General features: G+C 66.5%; 12 protein-coding genes. 8 read left to right on the top strand and 4 right to left on the bottom strand.

Annotated features, from left to right (window positions below):
* The first annotated feature begins 187 nt into the window (after nucleotides 1–187).
* The 3 genes from EA472_RS13455 (at nucleotide 188) to EA472_RS13445 (ending at nucleotide 5,397) form a co-directional block, all read left to right on the top strand.
* Nucleotides 188–2,185, top strand: coding sequence for a PAS domain-containing protein (locus EA472_RS13455; RefSeq protein WP_124192033.1), 1,998 nt, complete (start codon nucleotides 188–190; stop codon nucleotides 2,183–2,185).
* Nucleotides 2,186–2,315: 130 nt separating this feature from the next.
* Entirely contained in the window at nucleotides 2,316–2,555 is a 240-nt protein-coding gene (locus EA472_RS13450; protein ID WP_124192032.1) for a PRC-barrel domain containing protein, read from the top strand.
* Nucleotides 2,556–2,859: 304 nt separating this feature from the next.
* On the top strand, nucleotides 2,860–5,397 hold the full coding sequence (locus EA472_RS13445) for a DNA topoisomerase I (RefSeq protein ID WP_124192031.1): 2,538 nt from the start codon (nucleotides 2,860–2,862) through the stop codon (nucleotides 5,395–5,397).
* 26 nt (nucleotides 5,398–5,423) lie between these two features.
* Here the strand turns inward: EA472_RS13445 and EA472_RS13440 are convergent, their stop codons facing one another.
* A complete protein-coding gene (locus EA472_RS13440; RefSeq protein ID WP_124192030.1) occupies nucleotides 5,424–6,113 on the bottom strand; it encodes a TlpA family protein disulfide reductase in 690 nt (229 codons plus the stop codon).
* 159 nt (nucleotides 6,114–6,272) lie between these two features.
* Here EA472_RS13440 and EA472_RS13435 point away from each other — a divergent pair, with 159 nt between their 5' ends.
* A complete protein-coding gene (locus EA472_RS13435) occupies nucleotides 6,273–6,875 on the top strand; it encodes a class I SAM-dependent methyltransferase (protein ID WP_124192029.1) in 603 nt (200 codons plus the stop codon).
* 5 nt (nucleotides 6,876–6,880) lie between these two features.
* On the opposite strand, the gene EA472_RS13430 is transcribed toward EA472_RS13435, so the two are convergent.
* Nucleotides 6,881–7,657, bottom strand: coding sequence for a TlpA family protein disulfide reductase (locus tag EA472_RS13430; protein ID WP_243637843.1), 777 nt, complete (start codon nucleotides 7,655–7,657; stop codon nucleotides 6,881–6,883).
* 313 nt (nucleotides 7,658–7,970) lie between these two features.
* Between EA472_RS13430 and EA472_RS13425 the strand changes: the two genes are divergently transcribed.
* On the top strand, nucleotides 7,971–8,648 hold the full coding sequence (locus tag EA472_RS13425; protein ID WP_124192028.1) for a LysE family translocator: 678 nt from the start codon (nucleotides 7,971–7,973) through the stop codon (nucleotides 8,646–8,648).
* Between the two features lie 243 nt (nucleotides 8,649–8,891).
* On the opposite strand, the gene EA472_RS13420 is transcribed toward EA472_RS13425, so the two are convergent.
* Complete coding sequence (locus tag EA472_RS13420; RefSeq protein WP_124192027.1) at nucleotides 8,892–10,154, bottom strand: DUF7544 domain-containing protein; 1,263 nt, start codon at nucleotides 10,152–10,154, stop codon at nucleotides 8,892–8,894.
* Between the two features lie 114 nt (nucleotides 10,155–10,268).
* The gene (locus tag EA472_RS13415) at nucleotides 10,269–10,940 is read right to left on the bottom strand and encodes an HD domain-containing protein (RefSeq protein ID WP_124192026.1); all 672 of its coding nucleotides are present in this window, start codon (nucleotides 10,938–10,940) and stop codon (nucleotides 10,269–10,271) included.
* A 226-nt stretch (nucleotides 10,941–11,166) separates the two neighbouring features.
* Between EA472_RS13415 and EA472_RS13410 the strand changes: the two genes are divergently transcribed.
* The 3 genes from EA472_RS13410 (at nucleotide 11,167) to EA472_RS13400 (ending at nucleotide 13,685) form a co-directional block, all read left to right on the top strand.
* Nucleotides 11,167–11,583: a cobalamin B12-binding domain-containing protein gene (locus EA472_RS13410; RefSeq protein ID WP_124192025.1), complete on the top strand. Its 417-nt coding sequence runs from the start codon at nucleotides 11,167–11,169 to the stop codon at nucleotides 11,581–11,583.
* Nucleotides 11,580–12,656, top strand: coding sequence for a methylmalonyl Co-A mutase-associated GTPase MeaB (meaB, locus tag EA472_RS13405; protein WP_124192024.1), 1,077 nt, complete (start codon nucleotides 11,580–11,582; stop codon nucleotides 12,654–12,656). Before EA472_RS13410 ends, meaB begins: the two co-directional genes overlap by 4 nt.
* Nucleotides 12,657–12,740: 84 nt before the next feature.
* A complete protein-coding gene (locus EA472_RS13400) occupies nucleotides 12,741–13,685 on the top strand; it encodes an alpha/beta fold hydrolase (RefSeq protein ID WP_124192023.1) in 945 nt (314 codons plus the stop codon).
* Nucleotides 13,686–13,695: the final 10 nt, after the last annotated feature.

Raw genomic sequence — 13,695 nt, 5'->3', positions numbered from 1 at the left:
CTCCCGTCGATCCTCGGTTCGGCCGCCTGAAAAGAACTCGGCTCCGGCCTGTAGATTGCCGGCTTCGGGAGTCGGCGTCGTCCGTCGAAATACGGCCGATTGCCGGCGTTTTCCGATCCGAATCCCGGTGAGTCGGCCGTAAGATTCAATCCCGAGTCAGCGCAGGTTGACTCACACGAGCACGAGAATGTCTGACGATTTCGTCGGCGCGGCTTCCGGTGAATCGAGCGGATCGCCAGCTCGGATAACCGTACTCGTGGTAACCGCCGACCACGAGTGGGGTCGCTCGACGAAGGCGACGCTCGAGACGAGCCCGGAGCCGCTGGAGGTGCTCGTCGACTCCCCTGACGTCGCCCTCCGAACGCTGGCGGAGCGCCGGATCGACTGCGTCGTCTACGCCTGTCGATCGTCGGAACTCGACCTCGGGGCAGTGCGTTCCGCGAGCCACCGTCGCGCGACCGAGATTCCCGTCGTCTGCTGGGGCGAACGGACGGACGTCGAGCCGACGGCGGCGCTCGAGTGGGGAGCGACCGACTACGTTCGCTCGGTCGAATCGGGCGGATCTCGTCTCGTCGCCCGCAGGCTTCGGAGTTACGGGGAGTGGTGCAAGTCCAGGCGACGAGCGGTGCGGCACCGATCGGGCGACGGTCGATCGTCCGATGACGGCGTCGGCCGCGCCGCGGCGAAACCGGAACGCGGGGTGCGTCGGCGGGAACCACTGCCGATTCACGACGCGAAAATCCGCGCGCTGTTGACCGCGTTTCCGGACGTCGCGCTGGTGCTCGACGAAGACGGTCGGTACCTCGAGGTGTACGCGGGAACCAGCTCCGAATCGTTGTTGATCGACCCGCCGAACGAACTCGTCGGCCAGCGACTCGGCAACTCGATTCCACCCGCGCAAGCGAGTCGCATTCGCGATTGCGTCGACCGCGCGCTCGAAAGCGGCGACGTGCAGACGGTCGAGTACCAGCTCGAGGTTCCCGCGGGAACGCGGTGGTTCGAGGGACGCATCGCACCGATCGAGGAGCGTCTCGCCGGCTCCCGTGCGGTCACGCTGGTCGCTCGCGACGTGACCGACCACAAGGAAACGGAGGCCGAACTGCGAACGCGGGAAGCACACCTCACGCAGGCCCAGGCCGTCGCCAACTTCGGAAGCTGGTACGAAGACCTCCGAACGAACGAGCTCGAGTGGTCCGACGAGGTGTACCGGATCTTCGGCGTCTCCGACGCCGACCAGTTGCCCGCCACGTCCGATCGCTTTTTCCAGTTCGTTCACCCCGACGACGAGGCGTACGTGAGCCGCAAGTGGGAGGCCGCACTCGAGGGCGCGCCCTACGACATCGAACACCGGATCGTCGCCGACGGAGAAACCAGGTGGGTCCGCGAGAAAGCCGAGATCTCTTACGACGGCGACGGCGAGCCGGTTCGGGCGATCGGCGTCGTTCAGGACATCACCGACCGCAAGGAGTACGAACGGAGGCTCGAGACCCAGAACGAACAGCTCGACGTGTTGAACCGGATCATCCGACACGACCTGCGCAACCAGATGAACGTCGTCGACGGCTACGCCTCGCTCCTCGAGGACCGCCTCGACGCTGACGACGCGATCGCGAGTCGGATCCGGACCGCCGCGGACGATCTGTTGGCCATCAGCGAGCGGCTTCGGACGGCCAACCGACTCGCCGCTGAGGAGGTCGATCGCCACCCCCTCAGCGTCGCCGAGCTCGTCGACGACGCGCTCGCGACCGTCCGCGAGGAGTACGACGAGTTCGAGTACGAACAGTCGGTGTCGGACGGACAGTGGGTTTGCGGAACGCGTGAACTGCGGACCGCCCTCGAGAACGTCGTCGAGAACGCGATCGAACACAACGACTCGCGGATCCCTCGCGTTCGGATCACCGCCGACGACCGACCGGACGTCGACGCGGTCGACGTTCGGATCGCGGACAACGGCCCGGGAATTTCGGAGTCCGAGCGGGACCTGTTCACCGGCGCACGGAACCGGTCGCAACTCGAGCACTCGAACGGCGTCGGCCTCTGGATCGTCAACTGGATCGTCTCGAGCGTCGGCGGCGAACTCGGCCTCGAGACGGACCCAGAGCGCGGAACCGTGGTGACGATTCGGCTCCCGCGTGCGAGTCCACCGGCGGCCGAGTCGGCGGCTCGGGCCGGGCGCGGCGACTAGCGGTTCGAGGTACACGCCGACGTTCGACGGAGCACTCCCGCCGGCCGTCGAGTGTCGCTTCGATCGACCGGTCGCTTGCCTGCACGTGTAGGTGAGAAGACTACGTCGCAGACGGTGCTCGGATGAGTTGATGTGCGCCCAGTTCACGGAAGACGACGAAGGAAAACGAATCGTCAACGCCGACGGCGACGAGGTCGGTATCGTCCAGAGCGTCGAAGGCGGAACCGTCCACGTCGATCCCGATCCGGGCATGACGGATACGATCAAATCGCGACTCGGCTGGGGTGACGCCGACGAAGAGACGTACCGACTCGACGAGGAGAACGTCGAGTCGATCACCGACGACGAGATTCAGCTCGTCCGTCTGTGAGCGGCCGTTCCCGCCACTCCACCGATCGGCCCTTCGAGCAGTTCGCGAACCGTTTCGGCTCGTCGACCGGGTCGAGTCGAGCGCGGGTCGGTCGTCGAGTGTGTCGACCGTAGGTGTCGAAGCCGATCGTCGGTCGAACGCGGGCCGGCCGTACGCCGACTCGTGCGCCCGCGTAACGCACGCACACCCGCGCAGTCGGTCGATTTTGGCGAAAGCGTTATCAGAGCGTCAGTCGTAGCGGGCGACTGATGCAGGACACTCGCTCGGCTACGCCGAACGCTCGAGGCCGCGGAGGTGAGAGTCGGTGGAACTGATCGTCACCGAGAAGGACAACGCCGCGAGACGAATCGCCGACATCCTGAGCGGCGGAAGCTACGACTCGAGCCGCGAGAACGGGGTGAACGTCTACGAGTGGGGCGGCAAACGCTGCGTCGGGCTGTCGGGCCACGTCGTCGGCGTTGACTTCCCCCCGGAGTACTCGGACTGGCGCGACGTCGAGCCGGTCGAACTGATCGGCGCAGAGATCGAAAAGACGCCGACGAAAGAGAACATCGTCGCCACGCTTCGCATCCTCGCACGGAAGGCGACGCGCGTCACGATCGCGACCGACTACGACCGCGAGGGCGAACTCATCGGCAAGGAAGCGTACGAGATCGTCCGGGACGTCAACGAGGACGTTCCAATCCGACGCGTTCGGTTCTCCTCGATCACGGAAAACGAGGTTCAGAACGCCTTCGACGAGCCCGACGACCTCGATTTCGACCTCGCCGCCGCGGGCGAAGCGCGCCAGATCATCGACCTCGTCTGGGGTGCCGCGCTCACGCGATTTCTCTCGCTGTCGGCCGGCCAGCTCGGCAACGACTTCATCTCGGTCGGCCGCGTCCAGTCTCCGACGCTGAAGCTGATCGTCGACCGCGAGCGCGAGATTCAGGCGTTCGACCCCGAAGAGTACTGGGAGCTGTTCGCGGACCTGGGCAAGACCGACGAAGAGGCGGAGTCGTTCGAGGCCCAGTACTTCTACCGCGACGAGGACGACAACGAGGCCGAACGCGTCTGGGACGAAGCCGTCGCCGAGGAGGTCTACGAAACGCTCTCGAGTGCGTCCGCGGCGACCGTCGTCGACGTCAACCGGCGCACCCGGACCGACGCGCCGCCGACGCCGTTCAACACGACGCAGTTCATCCGCGCTGCGGGCTCGCTCGGCTACTCCGCCCAGCGGGCGATGTCGATCGCCGAGGACCTCTACACCGCCGGCTACATCACCTACCCGCGGACCGACAACACCGTCTACCCCGACGACCTCGATCCGGAGGCATTGCTCGACGAGTTCGTCGGCCACCCGACGCTCGGCGAGTCCGCGGAGTCGCTGCTCGAGGCCGACGAGGTCGTCCCGACCGAGGGCGACGAGGAGACGACCGACCACCCGCCGATCCATCCGACCGGCGAGATTCCGAGCCGCGGCGACGTCTCCGACGACGAGTGGGAGATCTTCGAACTCGTGGTGCGGCGGTTCTACGCGACGGTCGCCGAGGCGGCCGTCTGGGAACACCTCAAGGTCGTCGCCGAAGTCGGCGACTGTCGGCTCAAGGCTAACGGAAAGCGCCTCGTCGAACCCGGCTACCACGACGTCTACCCGTACTTCAGCACCACGGAGAACTACGTTCCGGACGTCGACGAAGGCGAGGAGCTGTCGGTGTCGGACGTCGAACTCGAGGAAAAAGAGACGCAGCCGCCCCGACGGTACGGCCAGTCCCGGCTCATCGAGACCATGGAGGATATGGGGATTGGTACCAAGTCTACCCGCCACAACACCTTAGAGAAGCTCTACGACCGGGGATACATCGAGAGCGACCCGCCGCGACCCACGAAGCTCGCGATGGCCGTCGTCGACGCGGCCGAGAACTACGCCGATCGGGTCGTCAGCGAGGAGATGACCGCCCAGCTCGAGGCCGACATGGACGCGATCGCGTCGGGCGACGCCGGACTCGAGGACGTCACCGACGAGTCGCGCGAGATGCTCGAGGCGATCTTCGAGAGCCTCGTCGACTCGCGCGACGAGATCGGCGACCACCTCCGGAAGTCGCTCAAAGACGACAAGCGCCTCGGTCCGTGTCCCGAGTGCGGCGAGGACCTGCTCGTCCGCCGAAGCCGCCACGGCTCGTACTTCGTCGGCTGCGACGGCTACCCCGATTGCGAGTACACGCTCCCGCTGCCCTCGACCGGCAAACCCCTGATCCTCGAGAGCGAGTGTGACGATCACGGACTGAACGAGGTGAAGATGCTGGCCGGCCGCCAGACGTTCGTCCACGGCTGTCCGCTCTGCAAGGCTGAGGAGGCCGGCGAGGGACCGATCCTGGGCGACTGTCCGGAGTGCGGTGACAGCGCGACGTCGGAGACGTCGCGAGACGAAGGCGCTGAAACCGCCGACGAACACGGCGGCGAACTCGCCGTCAAAACCCTCCAGAGCGGCTCCCGGCTCGTCGGCTGTACTCGGTATCCCGACTGCGAGTACTCCCTCCCGCTGCCGCGTCGCGGCGACATCGAGGTGACCGACGACCACTGCGACGAACACGAGCTGCCGGAACTCGTCATCCACAGCGGCGACGAGCCCTGGGAGCTCGGCTGTCCCATCTGCAACTACCAGGAGTTCCAGGCCCGCGAGAGCGACTCCGGCTCCGATCTCGAGGCGCTCGACGGTATCGGCGCGAAGACGGTCGAAAAACTCGCGAGCGCCGGGATCGAGAGCATCGACGATCTGACCGACGCCGATCCGGACGACGTCGCCGCGTCCGTCGACGGCATCAGCGCGGATCGAGTGCGCAACTGGCAGGCCGAAGCCTGACGCCGCGACGCCGTTCGTCGACTCGATCAGACGGCTCCGACAGTCTCATTGGTTCCGGCATTCTCGTCGGAGCCGTCAGCCTCGTTGGTTCCGTCGGAGCCGTCAGCCTCGTCGATTCCGTCGGAACCGTCAGACTCGTCGGAGCCACCGGTTTCTTCCTCGAGTACCGACTCGACCGCCCGGACGATTCTGTCGGCCGCCTGTACGCCGTTTTCGTGCCAGCGTTTCTCGCCGTCCTCGTCGATAACGATCGTAACGGGGTAGCCGACCGCGCCGTAGGTCGCCGCGATGCTGGGCGTCGGATCGTAGCCGACGAGCCAGTTTCCGCCAAGCTCCGCCCACCACTCTCGAAGCTCGTCTTCGGGCATCGTCTCCGGGGTCTGGTAGGTGAGCCACAGCGCGGTCACCGCGTCGCCGTACCGGTCGACCAGCGTCGACCGTGCCCGACCGACCCCGGAAACCTGGGCCTGACACTGGCCGCAGCCGGTGACGAAGAACGTCACCACGCTGACGCCGTCGGTCGGAACGGTGATCGTCCCGGCCGCGCTTCCGGGTGCGTCGATCGTCCGGATCTCCGCCGGCGCGCTCGAGGAGTCGTCGTCGGAGCCACCATCGTCGCTCGCTTCGAACGTCGGCAGACCGCGGGACAGGATTCCGCCGGCCCCGGCGAGCACTCCCAGGCTGGCGACGCCGGCGACGAGCTCGCGCCGTTTCATGCTCGCGACGTACGCCCCGCTCGCACATGGACGTACTGGTTCGGACGACGAACGAGGACCTCGTTGTCGGGCCCGGCCGCGACCGTCGACCCCGAAACGGCCTGACTCGCATCGGTGGAGAGCGAACGATTATAGAACCTCGCGCGGCGAACGTCGGACGTGAGCGACGACCGCGAGCGATGGAACGAGAAGTACGGCGACGACGAGTTCCGACTCCCCGAGGAGCCGATTCCCGAGCTCGAGCGTTACGTCGACGAGTTTCCGGACGGACGCGCCCTCGACGTGGCGACCGGCACCGGACGAAACGCGCTGTTTCTCGCCGAGCGGGGGTACGACGTCGACGCGGTCGACGTCTCCGACGCCGCACTCGAGATCGCGCGGGAACGGGCGGCGGACCGTGGCGTCGACGTCGACTGGATCCGGTCCGATCTCGAGGAGTTCGAACTCGAACCGGAGGCGTACGACCTGATCGCGATCAGTTTCTTCGCCGCGCTCGAGTACCTCCCCGACCTGAAGGAGGCGCTCGCGCCGGACGGCGTGCTCGTCGTCGAACACCACCTCCGCTCGAGCGACCCGATCGACGTCGGTCCGTCGGGCGATCGGTACCGCTATCGGTCGAACGATCTCCTCAGGGCGGCGCTCGATCTCACCGTCCTCTCGTACGAGGAGCGCCGGCGGACCATCGTCGACGGAACGGCCGCCGTGGCGACGCTCGTCGCGCGCAACTCGAGCGGCGGCGCGCAGTCGTACCCGTCGCCGTAATAGCGTTAGGTCGTGTCTCCGCCGGAGTCCGCGTCGGCTGAGCCGTCGTCCTCCACGTCGCCCGTATTCGGCTCGTCAGGTCCCCCGTTCGACTCGTCGTCCGCCCCTCCGGCGGTTTCGGCCTCGACCGCCTCCCTGACGCCGGTGACGACGTTGCTCGCGGCCGTTCCGCGGCTGCTGCGCCAGTGTACCGTTCCCGCTCCGTCGATCGCCACGGTCGTCGGAAACCCCGAGACGTCGTAGTGACGATTCATCACGCCGTCGCCGTCGACGCCGATCGGCCAGTCCCCATCGTGTTCGTCCCACCAGGACGCCAGTTCCTCGTCGGTGGGGTCTAACCCTCGAGTCGGATCCGTGACCGACAGGAACTCGACGCTGACTGCCCCGTCGTCGAGTTCGTCCGTTTCCGCGAGGCGGTCCCTCGCGTCTCGAATCGTCGAGACCATCCCTTCGCTGGTCGGACACGCCGTTCTGGTGAAGTTGACGAGGAAGACGGTCCCCTCCCGGGGAACCGTCGTGGTTCCGGCCTCGCTTCCGGGCGCGTCGATCGTCGCGATCTCGAACGGCGGCCCAGCCGATCCGTCGTCGGTCAACTCGTCCGTTCCGTCGGCCCCGTCGGCGTCGGGTTCGCCGGTTCCGTCGTCGAGACAGCCCGCGACCGCGACTCCCGCTGCACCGGCGAGAATCGCGCGTCTGCTCGGCGTTGCTCGTTCGGGGGGCGGTCGCTCGTCGACCCGGACCCCCGCTCCGCCACGTTCGCGTTCGGAATCGTTCGGCTCCACGTCTCACCGACGGGTAGGGAATCGAACACCAAAGAATCGACGGACCTCCCGGTTCGAAGATACCCGACCGTCGATCGTCCGTCGAAACAGGGGAGGAGCCATGGAGCGTGCGACGGGTATCCACGACTCCGAAAACGGATAGGTTCTCGAGCGGTAAAAGTGCATCTTCCGTTCTCGGACGCTGTAAACGGTACGTCGACTCGCGTCCGCGTGCCAGATACTGACAGCGTTCGAATGTGTCGGATCACGTGTCGCCCGCACACCGTTCGGTCGCTGTCTTTTTCACCGCCCGCCGTCGACTCGAGTGCGAGTGATGGCCCTCGTTACGACGACGCTCGCCGGCGTCGTGTTCGGACTCGCTCTCGCGGCACCTCCGGGTCCGATGAACGCGATCATCGCCGAAGAAAGCGTCGTCAGAGGATGGACGGCCGGGTTTCGAGCCGGGCTGGGTGCGATGGTCGCGGACGTTCTCTTTTTCGCGCTCGCGCTGGCCGGCGTCGTCGCGGTGATCGATCGCTATCCGGTAGTCCGGCCGATCCTCTATCTCGCCGGCGGACTGCTGATGCTGTATTTCGCCGTCGGCGCGCTCTCGGAAGCCAGCGACGCCGCGTCGTTCACCGACGGGCACCGCCAGGAGTCGACGGGGTTTCGCAAGACGTTCGCGCTCTCGCTGACCAACCCCTACCAGATCGGGTTCTGGCTCACCGTCGGCGTCGGTCTGCTCGAGTCGGGCACCCTCGACGTTCTGGCGTCCCTCCCCGCCGTCGGCGAGACGCTCTCGGGGGTGTTGATCGTCCAGACGGGGTCCGCGACGCTTCTCGTGGGTTTTTTCGCCGGGATCGCCCTGTGGATCGTTACCTTTCCGGCGGCGCTCGTTTCGGCCGGCCGTCGCGTCGACGCGTTCGCCCCCGCCGCCGCCGCCCTGAGTGCGGTCGTGCTGTTCGGGTTCGGTCTGTTCTTTCTTGCGATGGGTACGGCACGGATGCTGTGACGAAACGCGAACGCAAAGTGACGGCTCGAACGGATTGCCGTACCGGTTTACCGGTGCAATCGCGGGACGGTCGCGGTTGCGTCGACAACGACCTGCGACAGGCCGTATCGGGTCCCGTGACGGAACGCGACCGTCTTCGCGATCGGTTCGTCGTCCACCGGCCGTTCAACGGACTCTCAGCCACCTCGCTCGAGGCGGTCGACGCCCTCGAGTGGTCCAGCCTGGTCGACGGCCTCGAATCACTCAGCCAGATCGGTCCTCCGACTCCGTCGGCTCGTCGGTCGACTCGGTCCAGAACTCGGGGTCGGTTCGGTCGAGCGTCTCACCGTCGGTTTCGCCCGTGACGTCCGCTTGCTCGTTCGAGCCGCCGGCTTCGCTCGAGTCGTCGTCCGCGATCTCGTCCCAGGACGACGGGCCGTTCCAGGTGGTCGATGCGGAATCGTCCGGCTCGGACCACCCGGTCGCGCCCGTCCCCGAAGTGCGTTTCGAGCCGCCCGCGTCGACCGTCGCGGTGGACGGCTCGCGCCGTCCGTTCGAATCCGTCGCGGCGGACGACGCGTCCCGATCGGATCGAACGGCCGCCCGCTGTTCGGGAACGAGATTGAGCGCCTCGTCGGTGTCGCCCAGAAGCAACAGGGCGTAGTTCCGGACGTAACTTCGGACCGGCGTCTCGACCACCGAGAGGGCGTACTGATAACAGAGGTAGACGACCAATCCCAGCGCGAACGCCACGTACAGGAGGCGCTCGTCGGCTTCGGCCAGCAGGGCCGCGAAGATGATGAAGACGAACAGGCCGATAAAGCCGAGTACGAATCCCATCAGCACAAACGCCGTAAAGAGGGCGACACCGATGACCCACGCGGCGACGAGGAATCCCAGGTAGCCGAGCCAGTTCGACGAGAGGGTCGATCCGAACCGCCGCCAGGCGTCGATCACCCCGCGGTCCTCGAGCACCATCACGGGAACGACGAACGCGGTCGTCAGCGTCGAGACGATCCAGAGCCCGACGTAGCCGACGAACGCGACGGCCCCCCCGAGCAGGAGGTGATCGGCGGTCAGCTCGTCGATCGAACTGACGCCGTCGACGACGTACGCGCCCGCTCCGACGGACGCGACGGCGGCGAGTAACGCGATCCACAGGCAGAGACGGAAGGCGAGCAATCGAAGACCGGATCCGAGATTCGCCCTCGCGTATCGGCGGACCGAGAGGGTGTGCGACCGGAGCGATTCGACGAAGACGAACTCGAGCACCGCAGCGAGATACCGGAACGCGAGAAAGACGACCAACGCGCCGACGGCCAACAGGAGTTCGATCGAGAGTCCGGCGGGCTCTCCGATCGCTTCCGTCACGGGTTCGGTATCGAGTCCGATGAACTGGTTCCCGATTCCGAGTCCGCCGATGAAGAGGACGACGAGCGCGAGTTTCATCCAGCCGAGGATCCCGAGCGAACTCAGATATCGTCTGGTCACCGTGATCGCGTCGCTCAGGTTATCGGCGGCGTACATGTTAGTATTCTAACTAGCTTCCGGTGAAAAATCTTCCGGAACTGACGCACAGTAACCCGCATCAGGGCCGGACTGGCGCTCACCGAAGCGCTCGAGGGACGCGTCGACGCGCCGTCACCCCATCGCGGCGATCTCGTCCTCGAGCCACTCGCGGAACCACTTGACGCGCTTCAAGCGCTGGTGAGCGATGCTCTCGGCAGTGTCGCTTTTGACGCGGGAGGCGGCGTCGTAGCCGCGTTCGAGGACGCGATCGACCATCTCGTCTGCGTCCATGTGCGTTCTGGCCTCGTAGCCCATGCGTAACAGCATCAGGGCCGTCCCGTTCGCGCCGATCTTGTCGAGCAGGTCCGCTTCGATGAGACACTGCGTCTCGAGCGAGAGGTCCTCCAGGTCGCCCTGGTAGGAGTGGTGTTCGATCGCGCGACACACCTGCGTGATGAACGATTCGGGGTAGTTCGCGCGGGATTCGAGGTACTCGCGGGCGACGCGAGCGCCGGCTTCGGCGTGGAGTTCCTGATCGGTCTCGAGTTTGGCCACGTCGTGAAAGAGCGCCGCGACGCGAGTGACGTCGACGTCGGCACCCTCTTTGTGGGCGATCTCTTCGGCGAGCGCGACCACGTTGAGGATGTGGTTGTGGCGGTACTCCGCGGAGTGCCACGGATACCAGCGCATGCGGCCGCCTTCCTCCTCTTTCTCGACGCTGGCCGCGAGGTACTCGAAGACGAAGCCTTTCATCTCCTCGAACTCCGCGTCGGACACCCTGGTTTCTTTTATTTCGACGCCCACGAGAGATCCCTCCGCAATAGACGAGCGATAGTCATTGAGGGAATGTTCGATAGTTTCGCTCTTTAGCCTTTGGTTCGGCCTACTGACTAATTCGATGACAGTCACGAACTGACGATCGTCTTCGGCGACGACCGACCGATCCGCCGAAACCCCCGATCGGCGACGACCCGCTCGCGATCGTCTCCCTATCCGTTAAAGTCAAACCGAGAGCCGAGGAAGTGTGCGTATGAGCAGCAAACAGGAAGGGGAGTCGATCCGCTGTCTGGTCGCGAAGGTCGGACTCGACGGTCACGACCGCGGGGCACACGTCATCGCTCGCGCCTTCCGCGACGCCGGCTTCGAGGTCATCTACTCGGGGCTGCACAAAGCGCCCGACGAGATCGTTCAGGCGACGGTACAGGAGGACGTCGACGTCCTCGGCATCTCCATCCTGTCGGGAGCCCACGACACGCTGGTTCCGAAGGTCATGGACGGCCTGGCGGAGTACGGCGCCAAAGAGGACACGCTGGTGCTGGTCGGCGGCGTCATCCCCGACGAGGATCGGGACGAACTCCGCGAGGAGGGCGTCGCCGCGATCTTTGGACCCGGTACGTCGATCGAGGAAACGATCGACTTCGTCCGCGAGAACGCACCCCAGCGATGAACGCGGACGACGAATCGCTGCTCGAGGACCTGCTCGACGGAAGCCACCGCGCGCTGGCTCGCGTCATCTCGAAGATCGAGAATCGATCGCCGGGCTACCGGCCCCTCGTCTCGACGCTGTACGCATACGCCGGCACCGCCGACGTGATCGGCATCACGGGAAGTCCCGGCGCGGGAAAGTCGACGCTGGTCGACAAACTCGCCGAAACCTACCGCGAGCGCGGCGAGACCGTCGGCGTCATCGCAATCGACCCCTCCTCGCCGTTTACCGGCGGCGCCGTCCTCGGCGATCGCATCCGGATGGCGTCGACGGTCGGCGACATGGACGTCTTCGTGCGCTCGATGAGCGCCCGCGGCACCCTCGGCGGCCTCTCGACGGCCACGACCGACGCCGTCACCGCGATGGACGCCTTCGGCAAGGACAAGATCATCGTCGAGACCGTCGGCGCGGGCCAGAACGAGATCGACGTCGTCCGGACCGCCGAAACCGTCGCCGTCCTTGTTCCGCCGGGCTCGGGTGACTCCGTCCAGACGCTGAAAGCCGGCATCCTCGAGATCGCCGACGTCTTCGTCGTCAACAAAGCCGACCGCGACGGCGCCGACCGGACCGTCCAGGAGCTCCGGGAGATGATCGAACTCGGGAAGGGCAGCGGGTTCGGGAACGCCGGCCACCACGGCGCCGACGGGACGAACCGGGACGGTGACGGCGGCGCTCGATCGGACGACGGCAGCACCGACTGGACCCCGCCGATCGTCGAGACGGTCGCGACGACCGGCGAGGGCGTCGACGCGTTCATCGACGAACTCGCGGCCCACCGTCGCTATCTCGAGGCGTCCGGCGAACGATCCGAGCAGGCGCGAACGCGCCACGCAGAGGAGATCCGGACGCTGCTGCGCGAGGACGTCAACGCCATCCTCGAGTCCGAACTCGAGCGCGCCGGCGGGATCGACGCCCTCGCGGAGGCCGTCCGAATCGGCGACGCCGATCCTTACACCGTCGCGGACGAACTGCTCGATCCGGTCGAACGCTGTCTCGAGGAGCTCGAGACGGACGTCGACCTCGAGTTCGAGTGACGCTCGCGACCGACGGCTCGTGGGTCTCGACAGCGACTGAATCGCGACCCCAGTTCTAAGACGGTCGCCGGCGTACCCCCGGACATGAAAGCCCGAACAGTCCTCGGTACGGCACTGGGAGCGGTCGGCGCGGCGGTCCTCGGAAACCGGCTGCTCGCGAAACGCGCGGGCGACCTCGAGAACCCGCTCCCGGGCGTCGAGCGGACCTACCGCTGGCGCGGCATCGAGACGCGATACACCGTCGCCGGGGACCCCGACGACCCGGACATGCTGTTGCTCCACGGCATCCACGCCGGCGCGAGCAGCTACGAGTTCGAGCCGGCGTTCGAACGCCTGGCCGAGCAGTACCACGTCGTCGCCGTCGACCTCCCCGGCTTCGCCCGATCCGAACGCCCGCCGCTGGTCTACTCGCCGACGCTGTACGCCGAGTTCGTCCGCGACTTCGCGGCCGACGAACTGGACGAGCCGATCGTCGTCGCCTCGTCGCTTACGGGCGCGTTCGCGGTCGACGCCGCCAGCGAGACCGAGTTCGACTCCCTCGTCCTCGTCTGTCCGACCGGCGAAACCGGTCCGGAGCGGCCGTGGCTGCGGACGCTCCTTCGGACGCCGGTCGTCGGATCGACGATCTACAACGCCATCGCCAGCAGGCCCTCCCTGCGGTACTACTTCAACCGGGACGGCTACTACGACCGCGAACGCCTCGACGCCGAGGAAGTCAACTTCGCCTGGGACAGCGCCCACCAGCCGGGCGCTCGCTTCGCGCCCGCGTCGTTCGTCTCCGGGACGCTCGATCCGGAGTTCGACCTGGCGACCGAACTCGCCTCGCTCGAGATTCCGGTCACGCTGGTCTGGGGTCGCGACGCCGACCTCGTTCCGCTGCGCGACGGCCGAGACCTCGCCGACGCCGCCGACCTCGAGCTGGTCGTCGTCGACTACGCGACCCAGCTCCCACACGCCGAACACCCGGCGAAGTTCGTCGAGTACCTGACGGCCGAACTCGTCCACGCCGACGCAGACTCCGACGAGTAACCTCGAGGCG

It is taken from the genome of Natrarchaeobius oligotrophus (genome assembly GCF_003841465.1).
Lineage (GTDB): Archaea > Halobacteriota > Halobacteria > Halobacteriales > Natrialbaceae > Natrarchaeobius > Natrarchaeobius oligotrophus.
This window is presented reverse-complemented; position numbering and strand designations above follow the sequence as displayed.

What these genes read in the sequence shown, in the direction of transcription:
- EA472_RS13455 (WP_124192033.1), top strand. Translation starts at nt 188, where the DNA reads ATGTCTGACGATTTCGTCGGCGCGGCTTCCGGTGAATCGAGCGGATCG.
- EA472_RS13450 (WP_124192032.1), top strand. Translation starts at nt 2,316, where the DNA reads ATGTGCGCCCAGTTCACGGAAGACGACGAAGGAAAACGAATCGTCAAC.
- EA472_RS13440 (WP_124192030.1), bottom strand. Translation starts at nt 6,113, where the DNA reads ATGAAACGGCGCGAGCTCGTCGCCGGCGTCGCCAGCCTGGGAGTGCTC.
- EA472_RS13425 (WP_124192028.1), top strand. Translation starts at nt 7,971, where the DNA reads ATGGCCCTCGTTACGACGACGCTCGCCGGCGTCGTGTTCGGACTCGCT.
- EA472_RS13420 (WP_124192027.1), bottom strand. Translation starts at nt 10,154, where the DNA reads ATGTACGCCGCCGATAACCTGAGCGACGCGATCACGGTGACCAGACGA.
- EA472_RS13410 (WP_124192025.1), top strand. Translation starts at nt 11,167, where the DNA reads ATGAGCAGCAAACAGGAAGGGGAGTCGATCCGCTGTCTGGTCGCGAAG.
- meaB (WP_124192024.1), top strand. Translation starts at nt 11,580, where the DNA reads ATGAACGCGGACGACGAATCGCTGCTCGAGGACCTGCTCGACGGAAGC.
- EA472_RS13400 (WP_124192023.1), top strand. Translation starts at nt 12,741, where the DNA reads ATGAAAGCCCGAACAGTCCTCGGTACGGCACTGGGAGCGGTCGGCGCG.